General features: G+C 72.9%; 13 protein-coding genes. 5 read left to right on the forward strand and 8 right to left on the reverse strand.

The features are described from left to right. Positions 1-153: 153 nt before the first annotated feature. The 8 genes from ACFZ8E_RS10675 to ACFZ8E_RS10710 are packed head-to-tail and all read right to left on the reverse strand — an operon-like array spanning position 154 to position 11,454. The gene (locus ACFZ8E_RS10675) at positions 154-2,019 is read right to left on the reverse strand and encodes a response regulator (RefSeq protein WP_243949412.1); all 1,866 of its coding nucleotides are present in this window, start codon (positions 2,017-2,019) and stop codon (positions 154-156) included. Next, complete coding sequence (locus ACFZ8E_RS10680; RefSeq protein ID WP_243949413.1) at positions 2,016-3,749, reverse strand: response regulator; 1,734 nt, start codon at positions 3,747-3,749, stop codon at positions 2,016-2,018. The genes ACFZ8E_RS10675 and ACFZ8E_RS10680 overlap by 4 nt, the downstream gene beginning before the upstream one ends. Continuing rightward, the gene (gene cheB, locus ACFZ8E_RS10685; protein ID WP_313898887.1) at positions 3,746-4,822 is read right to left on the reverse strand and encodes a chemotaxis-specific protein-glutamate methyltransferase CheB; all 1,077 of its coding nucleotides are present in this window, start codon (positions 4,820-4,822) and stop codon (positions 3,746-3,748) included. The genes ACFZ8E_RS10680 and cheB overlap by 4 nt, the downstream gene beginning before the upstream one ends. Beyond that, positions 4,819-7,176 carry a response regulator gene (locus tag ACFZ8E_RS10690; RefSeq protein WP_243949414.1) on the reverse strand — a complete coding sequence of 786 codons (2,358 nt, stop codon included), beginning with the start codon at positions 7,174-7,176 and terminating at the stop codon, positions 4,819-4,821. The genes cheB and ACFZ8E_RS10690 overlap by 4 nt, the downstream gene beginning before the upstream one ends. A 16-nt stretch (positions 7,177-7,192) precedes the next feature. After that, on the reverse strand, positions 7,193-8,866 hold the full coding sequence (locus tag ACFZ8E_RS10695) for a methyl-accepting chemotaxis protein (protein ID WP_405042748.1): 1,674 nt from the start codon (positions 8,864-8,866) through the stop codon (positions 7,193-7,195). Positions 8,867-8,919: 53 nt separating this feature from the next. Continuing rightward, complete coding sequence (locus ACFZ8E_RS10700) at positions 8,920-9,447, reverse strand: chemotaxis protein CheW (RefSeq protein WP_243988116.1); 528 nt, start codon at positions 9,445-9,447, stop codon at positions 8,920-8,922. 17 nt (positions 9,448-9,464) lie between these two features. Further along, positions 9,465-10,934 carry a CheR family methyltransferase gene (locus ACFZ8E_RS10705; protein WP_405042749.1) on the reverse strand — a complete coding sequence of 490 codons (1,470 nt, stop codon included), beginning with the start codon at positions 10,932-10,934 and terminating at the stop codon, positions 9,465-9,467. 19 nt (positions 10,935-10,953) lie between these two features. Then, the gene (locus tag ACFZ8E_RS10710) at positions 10,954-11,454 is read right to left on the reverse strand and encodes a chemotaxis protein CheW (RefSeq protein WP_405042750.1); all 501 of its coding nucleotides are present in this window, start codon (positions 11,452-11,454) and stop codon (positions 10,954-10,956) included. 429 nt (positions 11,455-11,883) lie between these two features. Between ACFZ8E_RS10710 and ACFZ8E_RS10715 the strand changes: the two genes are divergently transcribed. The 5 genes from ACFZ8E_RS10715 (at position 11,884) to ACFZ8E_RS10735 (ending at position 15,676) form a co-directional block, all read left to right on the forward strand. Next, complete coding sequence (locus ACFZ8E_RS10715; protein ID WP_147843875.1) at positions 11,884-13,659, forward strand: acetolactate synthase 3 large subunit; 1,776 nt, start codon at positions 11,884-11,886, stop codon at positions 13,657-13,659. Positions 13,660-13,794: 135 nt separating this feature from the next. After that, positions 13,795-14,337 carry an acetolactate synthase small subunit gene (gene ilvN, locus ACFZ8E_RS10720; protein WP_147727992.1) on the forward strand — a complete coding sequence of 181 codons (543 nt, stop codon included), beginning with the start codon at positions 13,795-13,797 and terminating at the stop codon, positions 14,335-14,337. A 52-nt stretch (positions 14,338-14,389) separates the two neighbouring features. Beyond that, complete coding sequence (locus ACFZ8E_RS10725; RefSeq protein WP_147727991.1) at positions 14,390-14,674, forward strand: MazF family transcriptional regulator; 285 nt, start codon at positions 14,390-14,392, stop codon at positions 14,672-14,674. Continuing rightward, positions 14,655-15,041, forward strand: a complete 387-nt coding sequence (locus tag ACFZ8E_RS10730) for a type II toxin-antitoxin system PemK/MazF family toxin (RefSeq protein WP_405042751.1) — start codon at positions 14,655-14,657, stop codon at positions 15,039-15,041. Before ACFZ8E_RS10725 ends, ACFZ8E_RS10730 begins: the two co-directional genes overlap by 20 nt. Continuing rightward, complete coding sequence (locus tag ACFZ8E_RS10735; RefSeq protein ID WP_405042752.1) at positions 15,038-15,676, forward strand: glutathione S-transferase family protein; 639 nt, start codon at positions 15,038-15,040, stop codon at positions 15,674-15,676. Before ACFZ8E_RS10730 ends, ACFZ8E_RS10735 begins: the two co-directional genes overlap by 4 nt. Positions 15,677-15,698: the final 22 nt, after the last annotated feature.

The raw sequence follows: 15,698 nt of genomic DNA on the forward strand, positions 1-15,698 counted from the left end.
GAGGCCGCCTTTTTCGTTGGCCCGAGGCCGTTGCGCGATGCTCGTTCCGGGACGACCGCGATGCGGCGAGCGCATACGGTCGAGGCCGGCGTTTCTCGGGGACGGACGCGCTTCGAACGCGTTTCCGTCGGGACGGACGGCCGGGCCGACGCGTCAGGCGCCGGGCGGGTCGCCCAGCAGCAAGGAGACGCGGCGGGCGAGCTCGGCCGACTGGAACGGCTTCGTCAGCACCGGCAGGTCGTGCGGGATCTCCACCGCCTCCGCGTGCCCCGTCAGGATCAGCACAGGGACCTCGGACCAGCGGCTCCGCACCTCGGCCGCCAGCTCGACGCCGGTCATGCCGGGCATCGCGAGGTCGGCGACCACGAGGTCGAAGCGGCGCTGCTCCATCAGCGCGAGCGCGGCCGCGCCGTCCGAGGCCTCGATCTCGTCGTAACCGAACCCGTTGAGGAACGAGGCGGTGACGTGCCGGACCTCGGCGTCGTCGTCCACCACCAGGATGGCCGCCGCGCGTGCCGCCGCCGGCGCGACCGCGACGTCTGCCTCGTCCGCCACGACGGCCGCGGAGGCCCGCGGCAGGGCGAGGTCGACGCGGGTGCCGTGCCCGACCCGGCTGTCGATCCGCAGGCGGCCGTGGGATTGCTGGGCGAGGCCGAACACCATCGCGAGGCCGAGGCCGGTGCCCTGGCCGACGGCCTTGGTGGTGAAGAACGGCTCGCAGACCCGCGCCAGGATCTCCGGCGGGATGCCTTCGCCGGCATCACTCACAGACACGGCGACGTAGGCGCCGCTCCGCACGTCCGGATCGTCCTCGATCGTCAGCGCCGCCGTCTCGATGACGATCATGCCGCCCTCGCGCATGGCGTCGCGGGCGTTGATGCAGAGGTTGAGGATGGCAAGCTCGAGCTGGTCGGGGTCGACCTGAACCGGGCCGAGATCGCTGCCGAGCCTGGTCTCGACGGTGACGAGCCCGCCGAGGCTGCGCCCGAGCAGCGCCGACATGCCCTCGACGAGGGCGTTCACGTCGGTCGGCCGGGCACGCAGGTCGTTGGCGCGGCTGAAGCTCAGCAGGCGCTTGGTCAGCGAAGCGCCGCGCTCGGCCGCGCCCCGCGCGTTCTCGATCAGCCGAAGCACGCGGGGCTGCTCATGAACCTTCGGCGCGGCGAGCTCGAGGCTGCCGAGGATCGCGGTCAGCAGGTTGTTGAAGTCGTGCGCGATGCCGCCGGCGAGGGTGCCGAGCGCCTGCATCTTGTCGGACTGGCGCAGGCGGGCCTCGAAGCCCTTCTGCTCGGTGACGTCGCGCTCGATCGTGGCGAGATGCGCGATCGCGCCGGAGGGGCCGCGGATCGGGACCCGGACCACGTGGCTCCAGCGCTCGGCGCCGATCGGCCCTTCCGCGGAGACGACGTCGCCGATCTCGCCCGAGCGGATCGCGGCGGCGTCGGCCTCGGCGCTCTCGGCGGCGCGCGTCCCGGGCAGCTCGGCTTCGCTGCGGCCGAGGCAGCCCGCGACGTCGAGGCCGAGCAGCGCCGCCTTTCGGGCGTTGAGGCGCAGGAAGCGCCCGGCCGCGTCCTTGAACGAGATCGCGTCCTCGGAATGGTCGAGCAGGCCGCGCAGCAGGGCCCGCTCGGTGGCGAGTTCCCGTCCGAGCGCATGGCGCTCGAAGGCGTTGCGCACGGTGCCGCGCAGAAGGTCCGCGTCCCAGGGCTTGGCGACGTAGCCGCTGATCCCGCCGCGGTTCAGCGCGCCGATCACGGCGGTGATGTCGGCGTACCCGGTGAGCAGGATCGCCTGGGCTTCGTGGAACCCGCGCATCTCGGCCAGCAGCGCGTCGCCGGTCATGCCGGGCATGCGCTGGTCGGACAGGACGACGGCGATGTCGGGATCGTCGCGCAGGATGGCGAGGGCGTCCGCCGGCTTCGTCGTCGTGACGATGCGGTAGGTGTCCTCGAACAGGTCCTCGAGGGCGATCAGGATGTCCGGCTCGTCGTCGACGGCCAGGATCGTGCCTCTGGTCATACGGTCGCCGTCTGCCTCGGAATCCCGATCACGAAGCAGGCCCCGCCGCCGGGAGCCGTCTCCACCGTGAGCGAGCCGCTATGCGCCTGAACCACGCTGTAGGCAATCGCGAGGCCGAGCCCGGTTCCGGCCCCGACCGGCTTGGTGGTGAAGAACGGCTCGAAGATCTTCTCGCGCAGGTCCTCGGGGATGCCGGGGCCGGTGTCGCTGATCCGGATCAGGTCGGTCTCGGGCGTGGTCTCGGTGACGACGCGGATCCGCCCGCCCTCGGGCATCGCGTCGGCGGCGTTGCCGAGGATGTTCATCACCACCTGGTTGAGCAGCGCCGGGGTGCAATGGATCTCGGGGCGCCCCGCGAAGTCGCGCTCGACGGCGATGCGCGAGCCGAGCTTGTGCTGGATCAGCGCCAGCACCGTCTCGATCGCCTCCGGCACGTTGACCAGGGAGCGCTCGCCCTCGTCGAGCCGCGAGAACTTGCGCAGGTTCAGGACCAGGTCCTGGATGCGGGTCAGGCCCATGCGCATCGCACCGACGCGGTCGCGCGCCTTGGCCAGGCCCTTCTGCGCCGCGGGGTCGGATTCGGGCATCGGCAGCTCGCCGAGCACGCGCTCGACGGTGCCCTGATGCGCGAGGATGAAGGCCAGCGGGTTGTTGATCTCGTGGGCGATGCCGGCGACCAGCTCGCCGAGCGAGGCCATCTTGGCGGCCTGGACAAGCTTGGCCTGCGCGTCGGTGAGCTTGCGGTTGGCGAGCGCGAGGTCGTCGTTGGCGCGCTCAAGGGCGTCGGCCAGCCGTGCGCGCGCCTCCGCGGCCTCGGCCTCGGCGCGCGCGCGCTCGACCGCCTGCTGCCGGGCGCCGAACTCGCCGGCGATGCGGCGGTCGTCCTCCTCCAGGAAGCGGCGCCGCACGAGGCCGCGCACCCGCAGCGCCAGCACCTCGGCATCGGACTTCGAGACCACGTCGTCGGCGCCCGCGGCGTAGGCCTGGACGAGGAAATCCTTGGGGGGGTTGCTGCCGGCGACCCCGACGAGGTGGAACCCGGCGCCGGCCACCCGGACGCCGCGGCGCTGGTCGATGGCCCGGCACAGGGCGAGGCCGTCGAAGGCCGGGCCGAGCAGGTCGACGGTGACGCAGTCGAAGGCCGTCGCCTCGCCCTCGGCGTCGAGGACGGCGAGCGCCTCGTCCGGCCCGGCGCTGGCGGTGACGGCGTGGCCGTCCTGGCCGAGCAGGCCGGCGAGGAAGGTGCGGTAGGTGGCGCTGCCGTCGATCACCAGCACGCGCCCGCGCCGGAAGGCGGCGGCCGACGGGGTCTCGGCGCTGCCGGGCGCCACGCTGCCCAAGCGCTCGCGCAGGAGCGCGCGGATGCGCAGGATCAGCAGGTCGCGGTCGCCGGACTTGGCGACGTAGGCGTCGGCGCCGCTCTCGAGGCCCTGGCGCTCGCCGTCGCGGGCGCCGGTGAGCATCAGCAGGGGGAGGGCGCGGGTGCGCAGCGAGAGGCGCAGCTGGCGCGTCAGCTCGTCGCCGTTCATGCCCGGCAGGTGGTAGTCGGCGACGACGAGGTCGGGCAGGCCGTGGTTGAGGTGGTCGAGCGCGGCTTCCGCGGTCGGGCAGCGCTCGACCTGGAAGCCGTGGCTCTCCAGCAGCAAGCGAAGCTCCAGCGCCTGCGTCTCCGAATCCTCGACCAGGAGGATGCGGGCGGCCTCCGTCGCCGTGCCGGCGGTGCCGTTCATGCCGGCCGGTCCTGCGAGCCGGCCCCGGGCATGGCGAGCTTGAGGACATGGGCCGAGACGCGGTCGAGGGGCAGGACGGCGCGGGCGGCCTTCAGGCGCACGGCCGCCGCCGGCATGCCGTAGACGACTGCCGTGCTCTCGTGCTCGGCCACCGTCTGTGCGCCGGCGGCATGCATGTCGAGCAGGCCGAGCGCCCCGTCCTCGCCCATGCCGGTGAGCAGAACGCCGAGCCCCGTCGCGCCCGCCTGCCGCGCGACCGAGCGGAACAGCACGGTCGCCGCCGGTCGCTGGCCGGAGACCGGCAGGCTGTCGAGGATGCGCAGGATCCGGCCCGGCCCCAGCTCCAGGTGGCGGTCGCCCGGGGCGACGTAGACCCGGCCGGGCTCGGCCCGCTCGCCGTCGCGGGCGACCGTGACGGGCATCGGCACCACGCCGTCGAGCCAGGCCGCGAACCCGTCCATGAAGGCCGCGCCCATATGCTGGACCACCAGCACCGGCAGCGGGAACGTCTCGGGCAGCGCCCCGATCACGCGGGCGAGCGCCGGCGGGCCGCCGGTGGAGGCGGCGATCGCCAGGACGGTCGGCGGCAGGTTCGCCGCGGGTGCGGACGCGGCCGCCGCGGTGCGCCCGAGCCACTCGGTGCCGATCGGGCGGCGGCGGATCACCGGGACCTGCGCCATGATGCGCAGCTGGGTGCAGATCTCGCCGGCGACCGCGTCGTAGCCGGCATGGGTCGTCGCCACCGGCTTCTCGACCACGGACAGCGCGCCGGCCCGCAGGGCGTTCATCGAGATGCGCAGCGAGGAATCCTCGACCGAATCGGCGATCACCACGATCGGCGTCGGGTGCTCGGACATGATGCGGCGGGTGGTCTCGAGCCCGTCGATGCCGGGCAGGCGGATGTCCATCGAGATCACGTCGGGCCGCACGCTGTCGATCGCCGACAGGGCCTCCTCGCCCGACGCGACGGCGGCGACGCAGGCGAGGCGGGGATCGCGGGAGAGGATGTGGCGCAGCAGCTCGCGCACCACCAGGCTGTCCTCGACCAGCATGACGCGGACCGGCTCGCTCACAACAGCTGCCCGATGGTGTCGAGGAGCTGGCGCTGGTCGAACTTCTGCTTGGTGAGGTAGGCGTCGGCGCCGAGGTCGAGGCCGCGGGCGACGTCGGCCGCGTCGCCCCGCGAGGTCATCAGCACCACCGGCAGGCGCGCGAACCGCGTCTCGGCGCGGATCGCGGCGAGCAGGCCGAAGCCGTCGAGCCGCGGCATCTCCACGTCGGCGAGCACGAGGTCGAACACCTCGATGTCGGCGTGCAGGCGATCGAGGGCGTCCTGGCCGTCGACGCACACGACCACGCGATAGCCGGCGGCTTCCAAGATGCCCTTCTCCAGGGTGCGGGTGGTGATCGAATCGTCGACGACGAGAATCGTCGCGCGGTGTTTCGAACGTGGCGCCTCCGCCAACGTTCCGCCAGCATCTGCGACCCCGTCGCCCGGCCTCGCCGCCGCGCCGGCGGCACCCGCCCGCGCGGCGAGCCCGTCGGGATCGAGCACCAGGGCGGGCACGTCGCCGGGCAGGATGACGGTGCCGGCGACGAGCCCGGACTCGGCGCCGACGGACGGCGCCGGCAGCACGAGGAGGGTGCGCACGTCGTGGAGCGCGTCGACGGCCAGCGCGAAGCGGCGGCCGCCGGCCCGCACCAGGATCGCGGTCAGGTGCGGGCTCGCGGAGGCAGGGCCGCCGAGGATCTCGGCCAGCGCGACGATTGGGAAGGTCTCCTCGGCGCCGCCCGCGCCGGGCACGCGCAGCACCGGGCGGCCCATCGCCTGCGGCAGGCCGGCCCGATCGAGGCGCAGCAGGCGCTCGACCGCGGCGCCGGGCAGCGCGTAGGTCGCTCCACCCGCCTCGACGAGGAGCATCGCGCGTCGTGCCGCCGAGAGCGGCGCCGAGATGGTGAGGATGCTGCCCCAGGGCTCACGCGGCTCCAGCCGGGCGCTACCCTGGAGCGCGCGGGCGGCATCGGCGACCACCGAGAGGCCGAAGCCGCGCCCGGACAGGGCGTCGACCGCCGCGGCGGTCGAGAAGCCCGGCTCGAAGACCAGGGCGAGCAGGGCCTGCGGATCGGTCGGATCCCCCGGGCGGAGCAGCAAGCGGCGCAGGGCCGTCGCCTCGATCGCCGCGAGGTCGGGGCCGGGGCCATCGTCCGCCACCGACACGACGAGGCGGCCGCCGCGGATCGCGACCTCGAACAGGATCGCCGCCGCGTCGGGCTTTCCCGCCGCCCGGCGGATGTCGAGCGGTTCCGCGCCGTGGCTGAGCGCGTTGCGCAGGGCGTGCAGCACCGGGTCCTTCAGCGCCTGCAGCATCGCGCGGTCGACCGGCAGGTCGAGGCCGCGGACGGCGAGATCGATCTCGCGGCCCTGCTCGCGCGCGGTCTCGCGGAGCGAGCGCGGGAAGCTTCCGAACACGGTCTCGGCCGGCACCAGGGCGAGGCGCTCGGCCTGAAGGCCGACGCGGGCCGCCGCCCCCTCGACGGCACCGGCCGCCGCGACCTGACGGCGCGACAGGTCGGCCGCCTCCCGTGCCAGGCCGGCGAGGCTCGCCTCGACGCCGCGCATCTCGGTGCGGACGGCCTCCACCGCGAGGCCGACCGCTTCGTCCCTGTCCGACCCGGCATCGCGTCCGGCCTCCTGCCGCAGGAGCCGGGCGAGGTTGGACACCGCACCGCGCGCGAACGACGCCTCGGCCTGCCGCCGCAGGTCTTCGGACAGGCGCGCGAGCCGGGCGAGCCCGTCGGAGATCGCGGATCCGACGCCGAGCGTGCTCGCGAGCTCGTGGCTCGCCCGGGTCAGCGCCTCGACCGCGTCGGCGGGCACGCGCAGAAAGGCCGGGCCGGCCTCGGCGGGCGGCTCGACGCCGGACGGCGGCGCAGCGGGCGAGGAGGGCGCGGCGGATTTCGGCTCGGCGGGCGGTCTTGCCGAGACCGGCGGTTCGGCCTCGACCGGCGGCTCGATCTCCGCCGGCGAGGGTGTCGTCGCGTCCGGTGCCCGGGCGCCCGCGAGGCAGCGGTCGAGCGCCGCGATGGCGTCGGCCGGCATCGCGACGTCCGGGTCGGCCTTCATCCCGGCGACGTAGGCTTCGATGCGATCGAGGGCGAGATGGGTCGCGTTCCTGGCCTCGCGATCGAGGGCGGCGCCGGCCGAGACCTTTTCGAACAGGCTCTCCAGGCGATGCGCCACCGCCTCGACCGGCGGCAGGTCGACGGCCCGGGAGGCGCCCTTGAGGCTGTGGGCCCGTCGGAAGATGTCGTTCCAGTCGGGCGCGCGGCCGGTGCCGTCGGCGCCCAGAGCCGCGCGGATCGCATCGATGTGCTCGCGGTGCTCGACCTCAAAGGCCGCGAGCAGCAGCTGGCGGATGTCGGTCACGGCGTCCGCCCGCCGGTCAATGCCGGTAGCGTTCGGCGAGGGCCATGAGGGCTCCTGCGAGCTCGGTGAGGTTGGCCGAGGCCGCCTCGACCTCGCGGGTGCCGGCGGCGGTCTGCTGGCTCGCCTGGCGGATGTTCTGCAGGGCGCCCATCACCTGCTCGATGCCGAGCTGCTGCTGGTTGGTCGACGCCACGATCTGCTGGAAGGTCTGCACGTTCTCCTCCACCCGCCCGGTGATCTCCTCGATCGTGCGCTGGGTCGTGTCGGAGCGCGCCTTGCCGGTGGCCGCCCGCTTGACCGCCTCCTCCGTCAGCATCACCGAGGTGTTGATGCCGCGCTGGATCTCCGAAAGGATGCCGCGCACCTGCAGGGTGGCCGCCTTGGCCTGGTCGGCCAGAAGCTTCATCTCCGAGGCCACCACCGCGAAGCTGCGCCCGCTCTCCCCGGCCGCCGCCGCCTCGATCGCGGCGTTGAGCGCCAGCAGGTGCGTGCGCTCCGAGATGTCGTTGACCGTCTCGATGATGTCGCCGATCGTCTGGGTCTTCTCCGACAGCGTCACGATGTTGCCGGCCACCGCCTCCGCCTGCTCGCGGATCGCGTCCATCGCCCGCGCCGTGTCGGCCACCGCGCGCAGGCCCTGGCGCGAGGTCTGGGCCGTGGCCTGGGCGGTGGCGATCACCTCGCCGGCCCGCTTCGTGATCTGCGCGCCCGAATGGGTGATCTCGTCCACCGTCGCCGCCGTCTCCTGCACCGCCGCGAACTGCTCCTCCACCGAGGCCGCCTGCTCCTGCGCCGAGGCGCGGATCTCGGCCGCCGCCGCGTTCAGGTCCGACGTCGCCGCACGGTTCGTCCGGGCCAAGTCCGCAAGCCCAGAGACCATCCCGTTCAGCGCACGGGACAGCCGGCCGATCTCGTCGCCGCCGCGAACCTGCAGCGTCCGGGACAGATCGCCGCCGCCGACCGTCTCGGCGAACGCCATCACGCTCTCCAGCGGCCGCACCACCGCGCGGCTGATCAGGATCGTGACGAGGATCGCCAGGAGGACGCTGGCGAGCAGCGTCAGCAGGATCGAGAGCCGCGAGCGCTCGTGGATCGCGCCGATCCCGCGCTGACCCACGGCGATGCTCTCGTCGAGGGCGACGCGGGTGCGCTCGACGGCGGCGATGGTGGCCTCGTAGGCGCGGCCGATCTCGGCGTTGCGGGCCTCGACGCCGGTGACGTCGCCGCCGACCGCGGCCACGAGCTGCGCCTCGCTCGCATCCCGGTACGGGCGATAGATCGCGACGGCCTCCCTCAAGACGCCGTGCAGGCGGTCCCAGGCGGTCGTCCGATCCACCGAGAGGGCGCGGGCGCGGTAGGCGTCGGCCTCGCGGATCAGGTCGTCGAAGAGCGCGTCGGTCGATGCGGCCGTGCGACGCCAGGTGGTGAGGACGTCCTCGTCGCGCATGGGCTGCCCTTGCGCCTTCATCAGCGTGGCGATCACCGCGTTGCGGCGCAGGATGCCGAGGTCGCGCGTCTGGTTGCCGAGGATGTCGAGCTGGCGCAGCACCGCGAGGTCGCGGGCGACGATGGTGTCGGTGGCGTCGCGGACCGAGCCGATCTGGCCGATCGCGTAGAGGCCGAGGGCGATCAGCACCACCGTCACGGCCGTGAAGCCGAGGAGGATCCGTTTTCCGATCGAGATCGACAAGGCGGCTGATGCTCCGGGTCGGGCGGCTTCGTGGATCGCGCGCGTCTCGCGCCTCAAGGCAGGGTGCGCCGCAGCAGCTGCGGCAGGTCGATGACGACGAAGTCGCCGAGGCCGGACGGGCCGGGATCGGCCGCGGCATAGCGCGAAACCGCTTCGCCGCCGAATCCGCCCTCCGCCGCGGCGGCCTCGGCGAGGTGAGCGAGCCCCAGCACGCGGTCGACGGCGAGCGCGGTCGGCGTCGCGGCCGTGCGAAGGACGACGAGGTGGCCGCCTTCGACGCGGTCCGCGCCCGGGCGGCCGAGCGCGCGGGCGAGGCCGACGACGCTGACGATCCGTCCGGACAGGGCGACGAGGCCGAGGATCGCGGGCGGCGCGCCCGGCACGGGCGTGCATGATCGCATGGGCACCACCCGCGCGACGTCGGCGAGGGGCAGGCCGAAGCGCTCCGGGCCGCAGGCGCAGACGAGATGGGCCTCGACCGGCGCGGCTTCGCGCGCCGTCGCCCCGCGCCGGGCGAGGGCGGCCGTGCGGTCCGCGCGCAGCGCCGCCTCGCGCCCGTGCCGGCCGTCGCCCCGTTCCATCTGGCGATCCGCCGCGTTCACGCCGCCCCCGTTCCGATGCCGTCGCGGATCGCGGCCGCGCTCAGGGCGATCTCCCCGGCACGCGCCCCGTCGCCCTCGGGCAACGCCGCATCCGGCGGCAGCGCTTGGCTCAAGGCGACCGCATTGTCCAGCGCCCGGCGGGCGTCGGCGGTCCGTCCGAGGGCTCCGAGCAGCAGGCCGAGATGGTAATGGGCCATCACGTAGCCGCGATCGAGGTAGAGCGCGCCGCGGAAGGCCCGCTCGGCTTCGGCCTCGCGGCCGAACCCGAGCGCGAGCAGGCCCTCGTAGAGCCGAAGGGACGCATCGGTCGGCCGCGCGGCGAGCGCGTTCCGCAGGAGGCGCCACGCCGCGCCGGTGTCGCCGGAATCGGCCAGCATGCGGATCGTGCGCGCCACGTCCTCCGCCGTCTCGTCGATGACGGCCGGAGCGCTCGCCGCCGGCACCGGACGGATCGCTTCGGCGACGGCGTCTCCGGCAGGCACCGCGAGCAGCGCCTCGAGAGCCGGACCGGGTTGGATGGGAGTGGCGGCGGGCGGACGCTCGAGCCCGGCCGGCTCGGCAGGCTCGGGAACCGCCGGCGGGGACGCCGATTCGAGCGGGCGGCGATAGGCGACCGTGCCGGGGAGGTTCACCGCATCGAGCCAGCCCGCGAAGGCCGGATGGGGCTCCGCATGGCCGATCAGCAGCCAGCCGCCGGGCCGCAGGCGGCGGCCCAGCGCCCGCACGATCGCGGCGACGGTCTCGGCGCTGAAGTAGATCAGCACGTTGCGGCAGAGAATGAGATCGAACCCGTCGAAACCCTCGGCCGCCGTCCCGTCGACGAGGCTCATCAGGTTCTGGCGCTCGAAGCGCACCATGCGGCGAAACTCCGGCCGCAGGGCGTAGCCGCCCTCGCGGGCCGCCCCGGGGCTCGCCGGGATGCGATGGAAGTGGCGCAGGCGCTCCTCGACCGGCAGCGTCCGCAGCGCCCAGCGGCCGTACTCGGCCGCCCGGGCGGTGGCGAGGGCGGCGACGCTGATGTCGGTGCCGACGATCGCGACGCGCCAGTCCGCCAGCGCCGGGCCGAGCAGCTGGTGCAGCAGGATCGCCACCGAGTAGGGCTCGGCCCCCGTCGAGCAGCCGGCGCTCCAGACCCGGAGGCTGCACTCGGCCGCGCGCCCGGCGATCAGGCCGGGTAGGATGGTCTCGCGCAACGCGGTGAACTGCTCGGCGTAGCGGAAGAAGAAGGTCTCGCCGATGGTGATCTCGGCCTCGAGCGCGGCCCATTCGCCGGCGCCCGCGTTCAGGCGCGCGTCGTAGGCCGCGGCATCGGCGACGTTGCAGGCCTTGAACCGCCGCCGCAGGCGGTCGAACAGCAGGTCGTCCTTGTCGGCGTAGTAGTGATGGCCGGTGCGCGCGATGATCCGCGCCTTGAGGGCCGCGTAGCCCGGATCGTCGTGGGGGCTCGGACCGGGCGGCCGACGCATGGGGTCCCGCGCCTTCCGCTCAGGCGGCCGGCAGCGCGGCGAGGCGCGCCTTCGCCGCCCGCGTCAGGTCGCCGACCCGGGCGCGCTCCTCGGCGCTGAGCAGGCGCGCCGGGTCGAGGGCGTGGATCAGCCGGTCGCCCCGGGCGATCTCGGCGGAGACGCAGCCGTTGAGGCTCGCGCCCGCGGCGACGGGCCGGATCGCGGCGGCCTCGACGGCGACGAGGTCGGTCACCCGGTCGACGAGCCAGGCCGCGGCGGCGTCCGGCGTCAGGACCAGGTGGGCGTAGGGGCCCGGGTCGTGCGCGCCCTCGCGCAGGCCGAGAAGGCGCGCGAGGTCAACCACCGGAACCGGCTCTCCGCCGAGGTTGAGGAACCCCGCGAGCCAGCCGCCGCAGGCCGGCGGCCGGAACAGGTCCGGCAGCGGCAGCACCTCGCCGGCCGCGGATCGCGGCAGCGCGCATGGGGTGCCCGCGACGTCGAGGAGCAGGTAGCTGAGCGAGGCCGTCTCGGGCTGGGCCACCGGCGTTCCGTGCTCTCGCGCTCGTTGGGAGGGGGGACGAGGATCGGTGATAGGCCGGGCGCCGATGCGGGGCAATCGCGCCGCGCGCCGTCGGGGCGGGCTGCGGCAAATGCTTCGCGGAGGCCGGATCCTTCGCGGCGGCCCGGCTCTCCGCCGGAATGCCGTTGACCATCGCCGAGGCCTTCGTTAAGATACCGGTCACTTTTCACGCGGAGCGCCATGCGGGCGGCCCGCGTTGGGCGAGAGATCGATCCCGATGACGACGATCCTTATCGTAGCGGAAGCGCCACCGACGGGGCGGCCCTGATCTCAGGGCCGCGATCCGGGCGGTGGCGCATGCAGGGTCCCTCGCGGGGCCCTTTTTTGTTGCCCGCGCCGATCGACGACATCGAGACGACGAAGACCAGCAAGGCGAGCAGGAGGAAGACGATGGGCGGCGAGGTCATGACCGGGGCCGAGATGGTCATCCGGGCGTTCCAGGATCAGGGTGTCGACACGCTGTTCGGGTATCCGGGCGGCGCGGTGCTGCCGATCTACGATGCGCTCTTTCACCAGGACGCGGTCAAGCACGTGCTGGTCCGCCACGAGCAGGGCGCCGTGCACGCCGCCGAGGGCTATGCCCGCTCGTCGGGCAAGGTCGGCTGCGTGCTCGTCACCTCGGGTCCCGGCGCCACCAACATCGTCACCGGGCTGACCGACGCGCTGCTCGACTCGATCCCGCTCGTCTGCATCACGGGCCAAGTCCCGACGCACCTGATCGGCACCGACGCGTTCCAGGAATGCGACACGGTCGGCATCACGCGCCACTGCACCAAGCACAACTACCTGGTCAAATCGATCGACGACCTGCCGCGCATCCTGCACGAGGCCTTCTACGTCGCCTCTCACGGCCGCCCCGGCCCCGTCGTCGTCGACCTGCCCAAGGACATCCAGTTCGCGAGCGGGCTCTACGAGCGTCCCTCGGTCGACGGGCACAAGACCTACAAGCCGGCGGTGAAGGGCGATGCGGACAAGATCCGCGCCGCCGTCGAGCTGATGGCGCAGGCGCGCCGCCCGGTCTTCTACACCGGCGGCGGCGTGATCAATTCCGGCCCCGAGGCCTCGCGCCTGCTGCGCGAGCTTGTCGCCGAGACGGGCTATCCGGTCACCTCGACCCTGATGGGCCTGGGCGCCTTCCCGGCCTCCGACGACAGGTTCCTCGGGATGCTGGGGATGCACGGCACCTACGAGGCCAACCTCGCGATGCACGAGTGCGACGTGATGATCTGCGTCGGCGCGCGGTTCGACGACCGCATCACCGGCCGGCTCGACGCGTTCTCGCCGTTCTCGAAGAAAATCCACATCGACGTCGACGCCTCCTCGATCAACAAGGTGGTCAAGGTCGACGTCGGCATCGTCGGCGATTGCGGATCCGTGCTCGCCGACATGCTGGAGGCATGGCGCGCCCTCCCGGCTCAGCCCGAGAAGTCCAACCTCGACGGGTGGTTTGCCAAGATCCGCACCTGGCGGGCGCGCGAGTGCCTCGCCTACTGGCCCTCGGGCACGATCATCAAGCCGCAGCACGCGGTGCAGCGCCTCTACGAGGCGTGCAAGGACCGCGAGACCTACATCACCACCGAGGTCGGCCAGCACCAGATGTGGGCGGCGCAGTACTTCAAGTTCGAGGAGCCGAACCGCTGGATGACGTCGGGCGGCCTCGGCACCATGGGCTACGGCCTGCCCGCGGCCATCGGCACGCAGCTGGCCCATCCCAAGGGCCTGGTCATCGATATCGCGGGCGAAGCCTCGATCCTGATGAACATGCAGGAGCTCTCGACCGCGGTGCAGTACCGCCTGCCGGTCAAGATCTTCATCCTGAACAACGAGTACATGGGCATGGTGCGCCAGTGGCAGGAGCTGCTGCACGGCTCGCGCTACTCGCAGAGCTACTCGGAGAGCCTGCCGGACTTCGTCAAGCTGGCGGAGGCCTACGGCGCCAAGGGCATCCGCTGCGACAAGCCGGGCGACCTCGACGCGTCGATCGCCGCGATGCTCGACTACGACGGGCCGGTCGTGTTCGACTGCATCGTCGACAAGAAGGAGAACTGCTTCCCGATGATCCCGTCGGGCAAGGCGCACAACGAGATGCTGCTCTCCGACTATCTCGGCGAGACCGGCATGGAGATCGGCGACGTGATCTCCGAGGAAGGCAAGATGCTGGTGTAGCCTCTTGGTGGCAGCCCGACCCTGGGGTCGGGCTGCGGTCCGCCGCCTCGGCGGCGACGCGCAGCCGCGCTTGCCTCGCGCCAGGGGTGCGAGACCGCGGATCGAACGAACTGGACGACGAGGACGCGCCCCGCGATGAACGCCATGAACACCCACTACCCCGATGCCGGCCGGATCGAGGCCGTCAACCGGCACACCCTCGCCGTGATCGTCGACAACGAGCCGGGCGTGCTCGCGCGCATCTCCGGGATGTTCTCGGGACGCGGCTACAACATCGAGAGCCTGACGGTGTCGGAGACGGAGGAGGCGCGCCATCTCTCGCGCATCACCATCGTCACCGCCGGCACCAACGCGGTGATCGACCAGATCAAGGCGCAGCTCGACCGTCTCGTGCCGGTGCACCGGGTCGTCGACCTGACCCTCCAGGGCAGCGCGCTTGAGCGCGAGCTCTGCCTGGTGAAGGTGGCGGGGCAGGGCGAGCATCGCGGCGAGGCGCTCCGGCTCGCCGCCGCCTTCGGCGCCAAGACGCTCGACGCGACGCTGACCTCCTTCGTGTTCGAGCTGACCGGCGCGACCGAGGAGATCGACCGCTTCATCCGCCTGATGACCGTGCTCGGCCTCGTCGAGATCTCCCGCACCGGCATCGCCGCGATGGGCCGCGGCGCCGACCCGATGTGACGGATTTCCGCCGACGGTGCTAAGGTGCCGTCGCGATGCCGGAGGGCTGGGGATGCGGGCACGGCTCGAACGAAAAGGGGACGACCTCGTCCTCGCGGTGTCGGAAGACGACGTGCGCGAACTCGGGTTGGTGGTCGGCCAGGACGTCGAGATCCATCCTGTCCGGGTCGCATCCGCTTCCGAGCCCGCGCGGCGCTTCGTGAACGGTTTCCCGATCTACACGATGGCCGAGATGGCCGCGGAGATGCGGCGGCTCGGACCCGACTTCGAGCCTCCGACCGTCGATTGGGGGCCGGATGTCGGCTCCGAGATCATCGATGACGACGATCCCCGCTGAACGCATCCTCCGCCCCGGCTACTTGATCCTCGTCGACCTCGATCCTGTCCTTGGGACCGAGCAGCGCGGGCGACGTCCGGCCCTGATCGTTTCGACCCTCGAGATGAACACGCTGACCCGACGGATCATCATCTGCCCGATCACACGGAACCTCGATCCCTGGCCGACGAAAGTTCTCCTGCCCGACGGCGTCGGCGCGGCGGGGGCGATCCTCGTCGATCATTCTCGCTCGATCGATCGAAAGGCCCGAACGCTCCGGTCTCTCGGAGCCGTTCCCGCCCCCATCCTGCAGGAAGTCCGCTCGAAGCTGGCCGCTCTCATCGGCGTGCGCATCGGCGATGCGGCGGAGACAAGCGCGCGCCCATGACCACCCTCTACTACGCCCCCGGCGCCTGCTCGCTCGCCGCGCACATCGCGCTGGAGGAGGCGGGCGCGCCCTACGACACCGTGCGCCTCGACCTCGCCGCCGGCGACCAGCGCGCGCCGGAATACCTCGCGATCAACGAGCGCGGCCGGGTGCCGGCCCTGGTCGCGGGCGACTGGGTCCTCACCGAGAATTCGGCGATCCTGCGCCACGTCGCCCGCGCGCACCCGGAGGCGAGGCTCTGGCCCGAGGACCTGCAGGCGCAGGCGGTGGCCGACGAGTGGCTGTGCTGGCTCTCGATCAACCATCACCCGGCCTACGCCCATATCCGCCGGCCGGAGCGCTACAGCGACGACGAGGCGGCGCTGCCCGGCATCCGAGCCAAGGCGGCCGACACGTTCGGCGACCTCTGCACGATGACCGAGGTCCGGCTCTCGAACGGCGGCTGGGCTGTGCAGGATCGCTACAGCGTGGTCGACGCCTACCTGATGGTGTTCTGGGTCTGGGCCCGCGGCCCGACGCTGCGGTTCGACATGTCGGCCCGCTTCCCGTCCTGGACCGCCCACGCCCGCACGATGGCCGAGCGGCCGGCCGTGCAGGCCGTCTTCGCCCGCGAGGGCCTGCCGCTTCCCGCCTGACGCGCGCCTGCGACTGGACACC

The organism is Methylobacterium sp. HMF5984, assembly GCF_045033435.1.
Classification (GTDB): domain Bacteria; phylum Pseudomonadota; class Alphaproteobacteria; order Rhizobiales; family Beijerinckiaceae; genus Methylobacterium.

Bases quoted from the DNA above. Each gene is read 5' to 3' on its own strand.
- ACFZ8E_RS10705 (WP_405042749.1), bottom strand. From the start codon at position 10,934: ATGCGTCGGCCGCCCGGTCCGAGCCCCCACGACGATCCGGGCTACGCG.
- ACFZ8E_RS10735 (WP_405042752.1), top strand. From the start codon at position 15,038: ATGACCACCCTCTACTACGCCCCCGGCGCCTGCTCGCTCGCCGCGCAC.
- ACFZ8E_RS10730 (WP_405042751.1), top strand. From the start codon at position 14,655: ATGACGACGATCCCCGCTGAACGCATCCTCCGCCCCGGCTACTTGATC.
- ACFZ8E_RS10680 (WP_243949413.1), bottom strand. From the start codon at position 3,749: ATGAACGGCACCGCCGGCACGGCGACGGAGGCCGCCCGCATCCTCCTG.
- ACFZ8E_RS10700 (WP_243988116.1), bottom strand. From the start codon at position 9,447: ATGGAACGGGGCGACGGCCGGCACGGGCGCGAGGCGGCGCTGCGCGCG.
- ACFZ8E_RS10715 (WP_147843875.1), top strand. From the start codon at position 11,884: ATGGGCGGCGAGGTCATGACCGGGGCCGAGATGGTCATCCGGGCGTTC.
- ACFZ8E_RS10725 (WP_147727991.1), top strand. From the start codon at position 14,390: ATGCGGGCACGGCTCGAACGAAAAGGGGACGACCTCGTCCTCGCGGTG.
- ilvN (WP_147727992.1), top strand. From the start codon at position 13,795: ATGAACGCCATGAACACCCACTACCCCGATGCCGGCCGGATCGAGGCC.
- ACFZ8E_RS10675 (WP_243949412.1), bottom strand. From the start codon at position 2,019: ATGACCAGAGGCACGATCCTGGCCGTCGACGACGAGCCGGACATCCTG.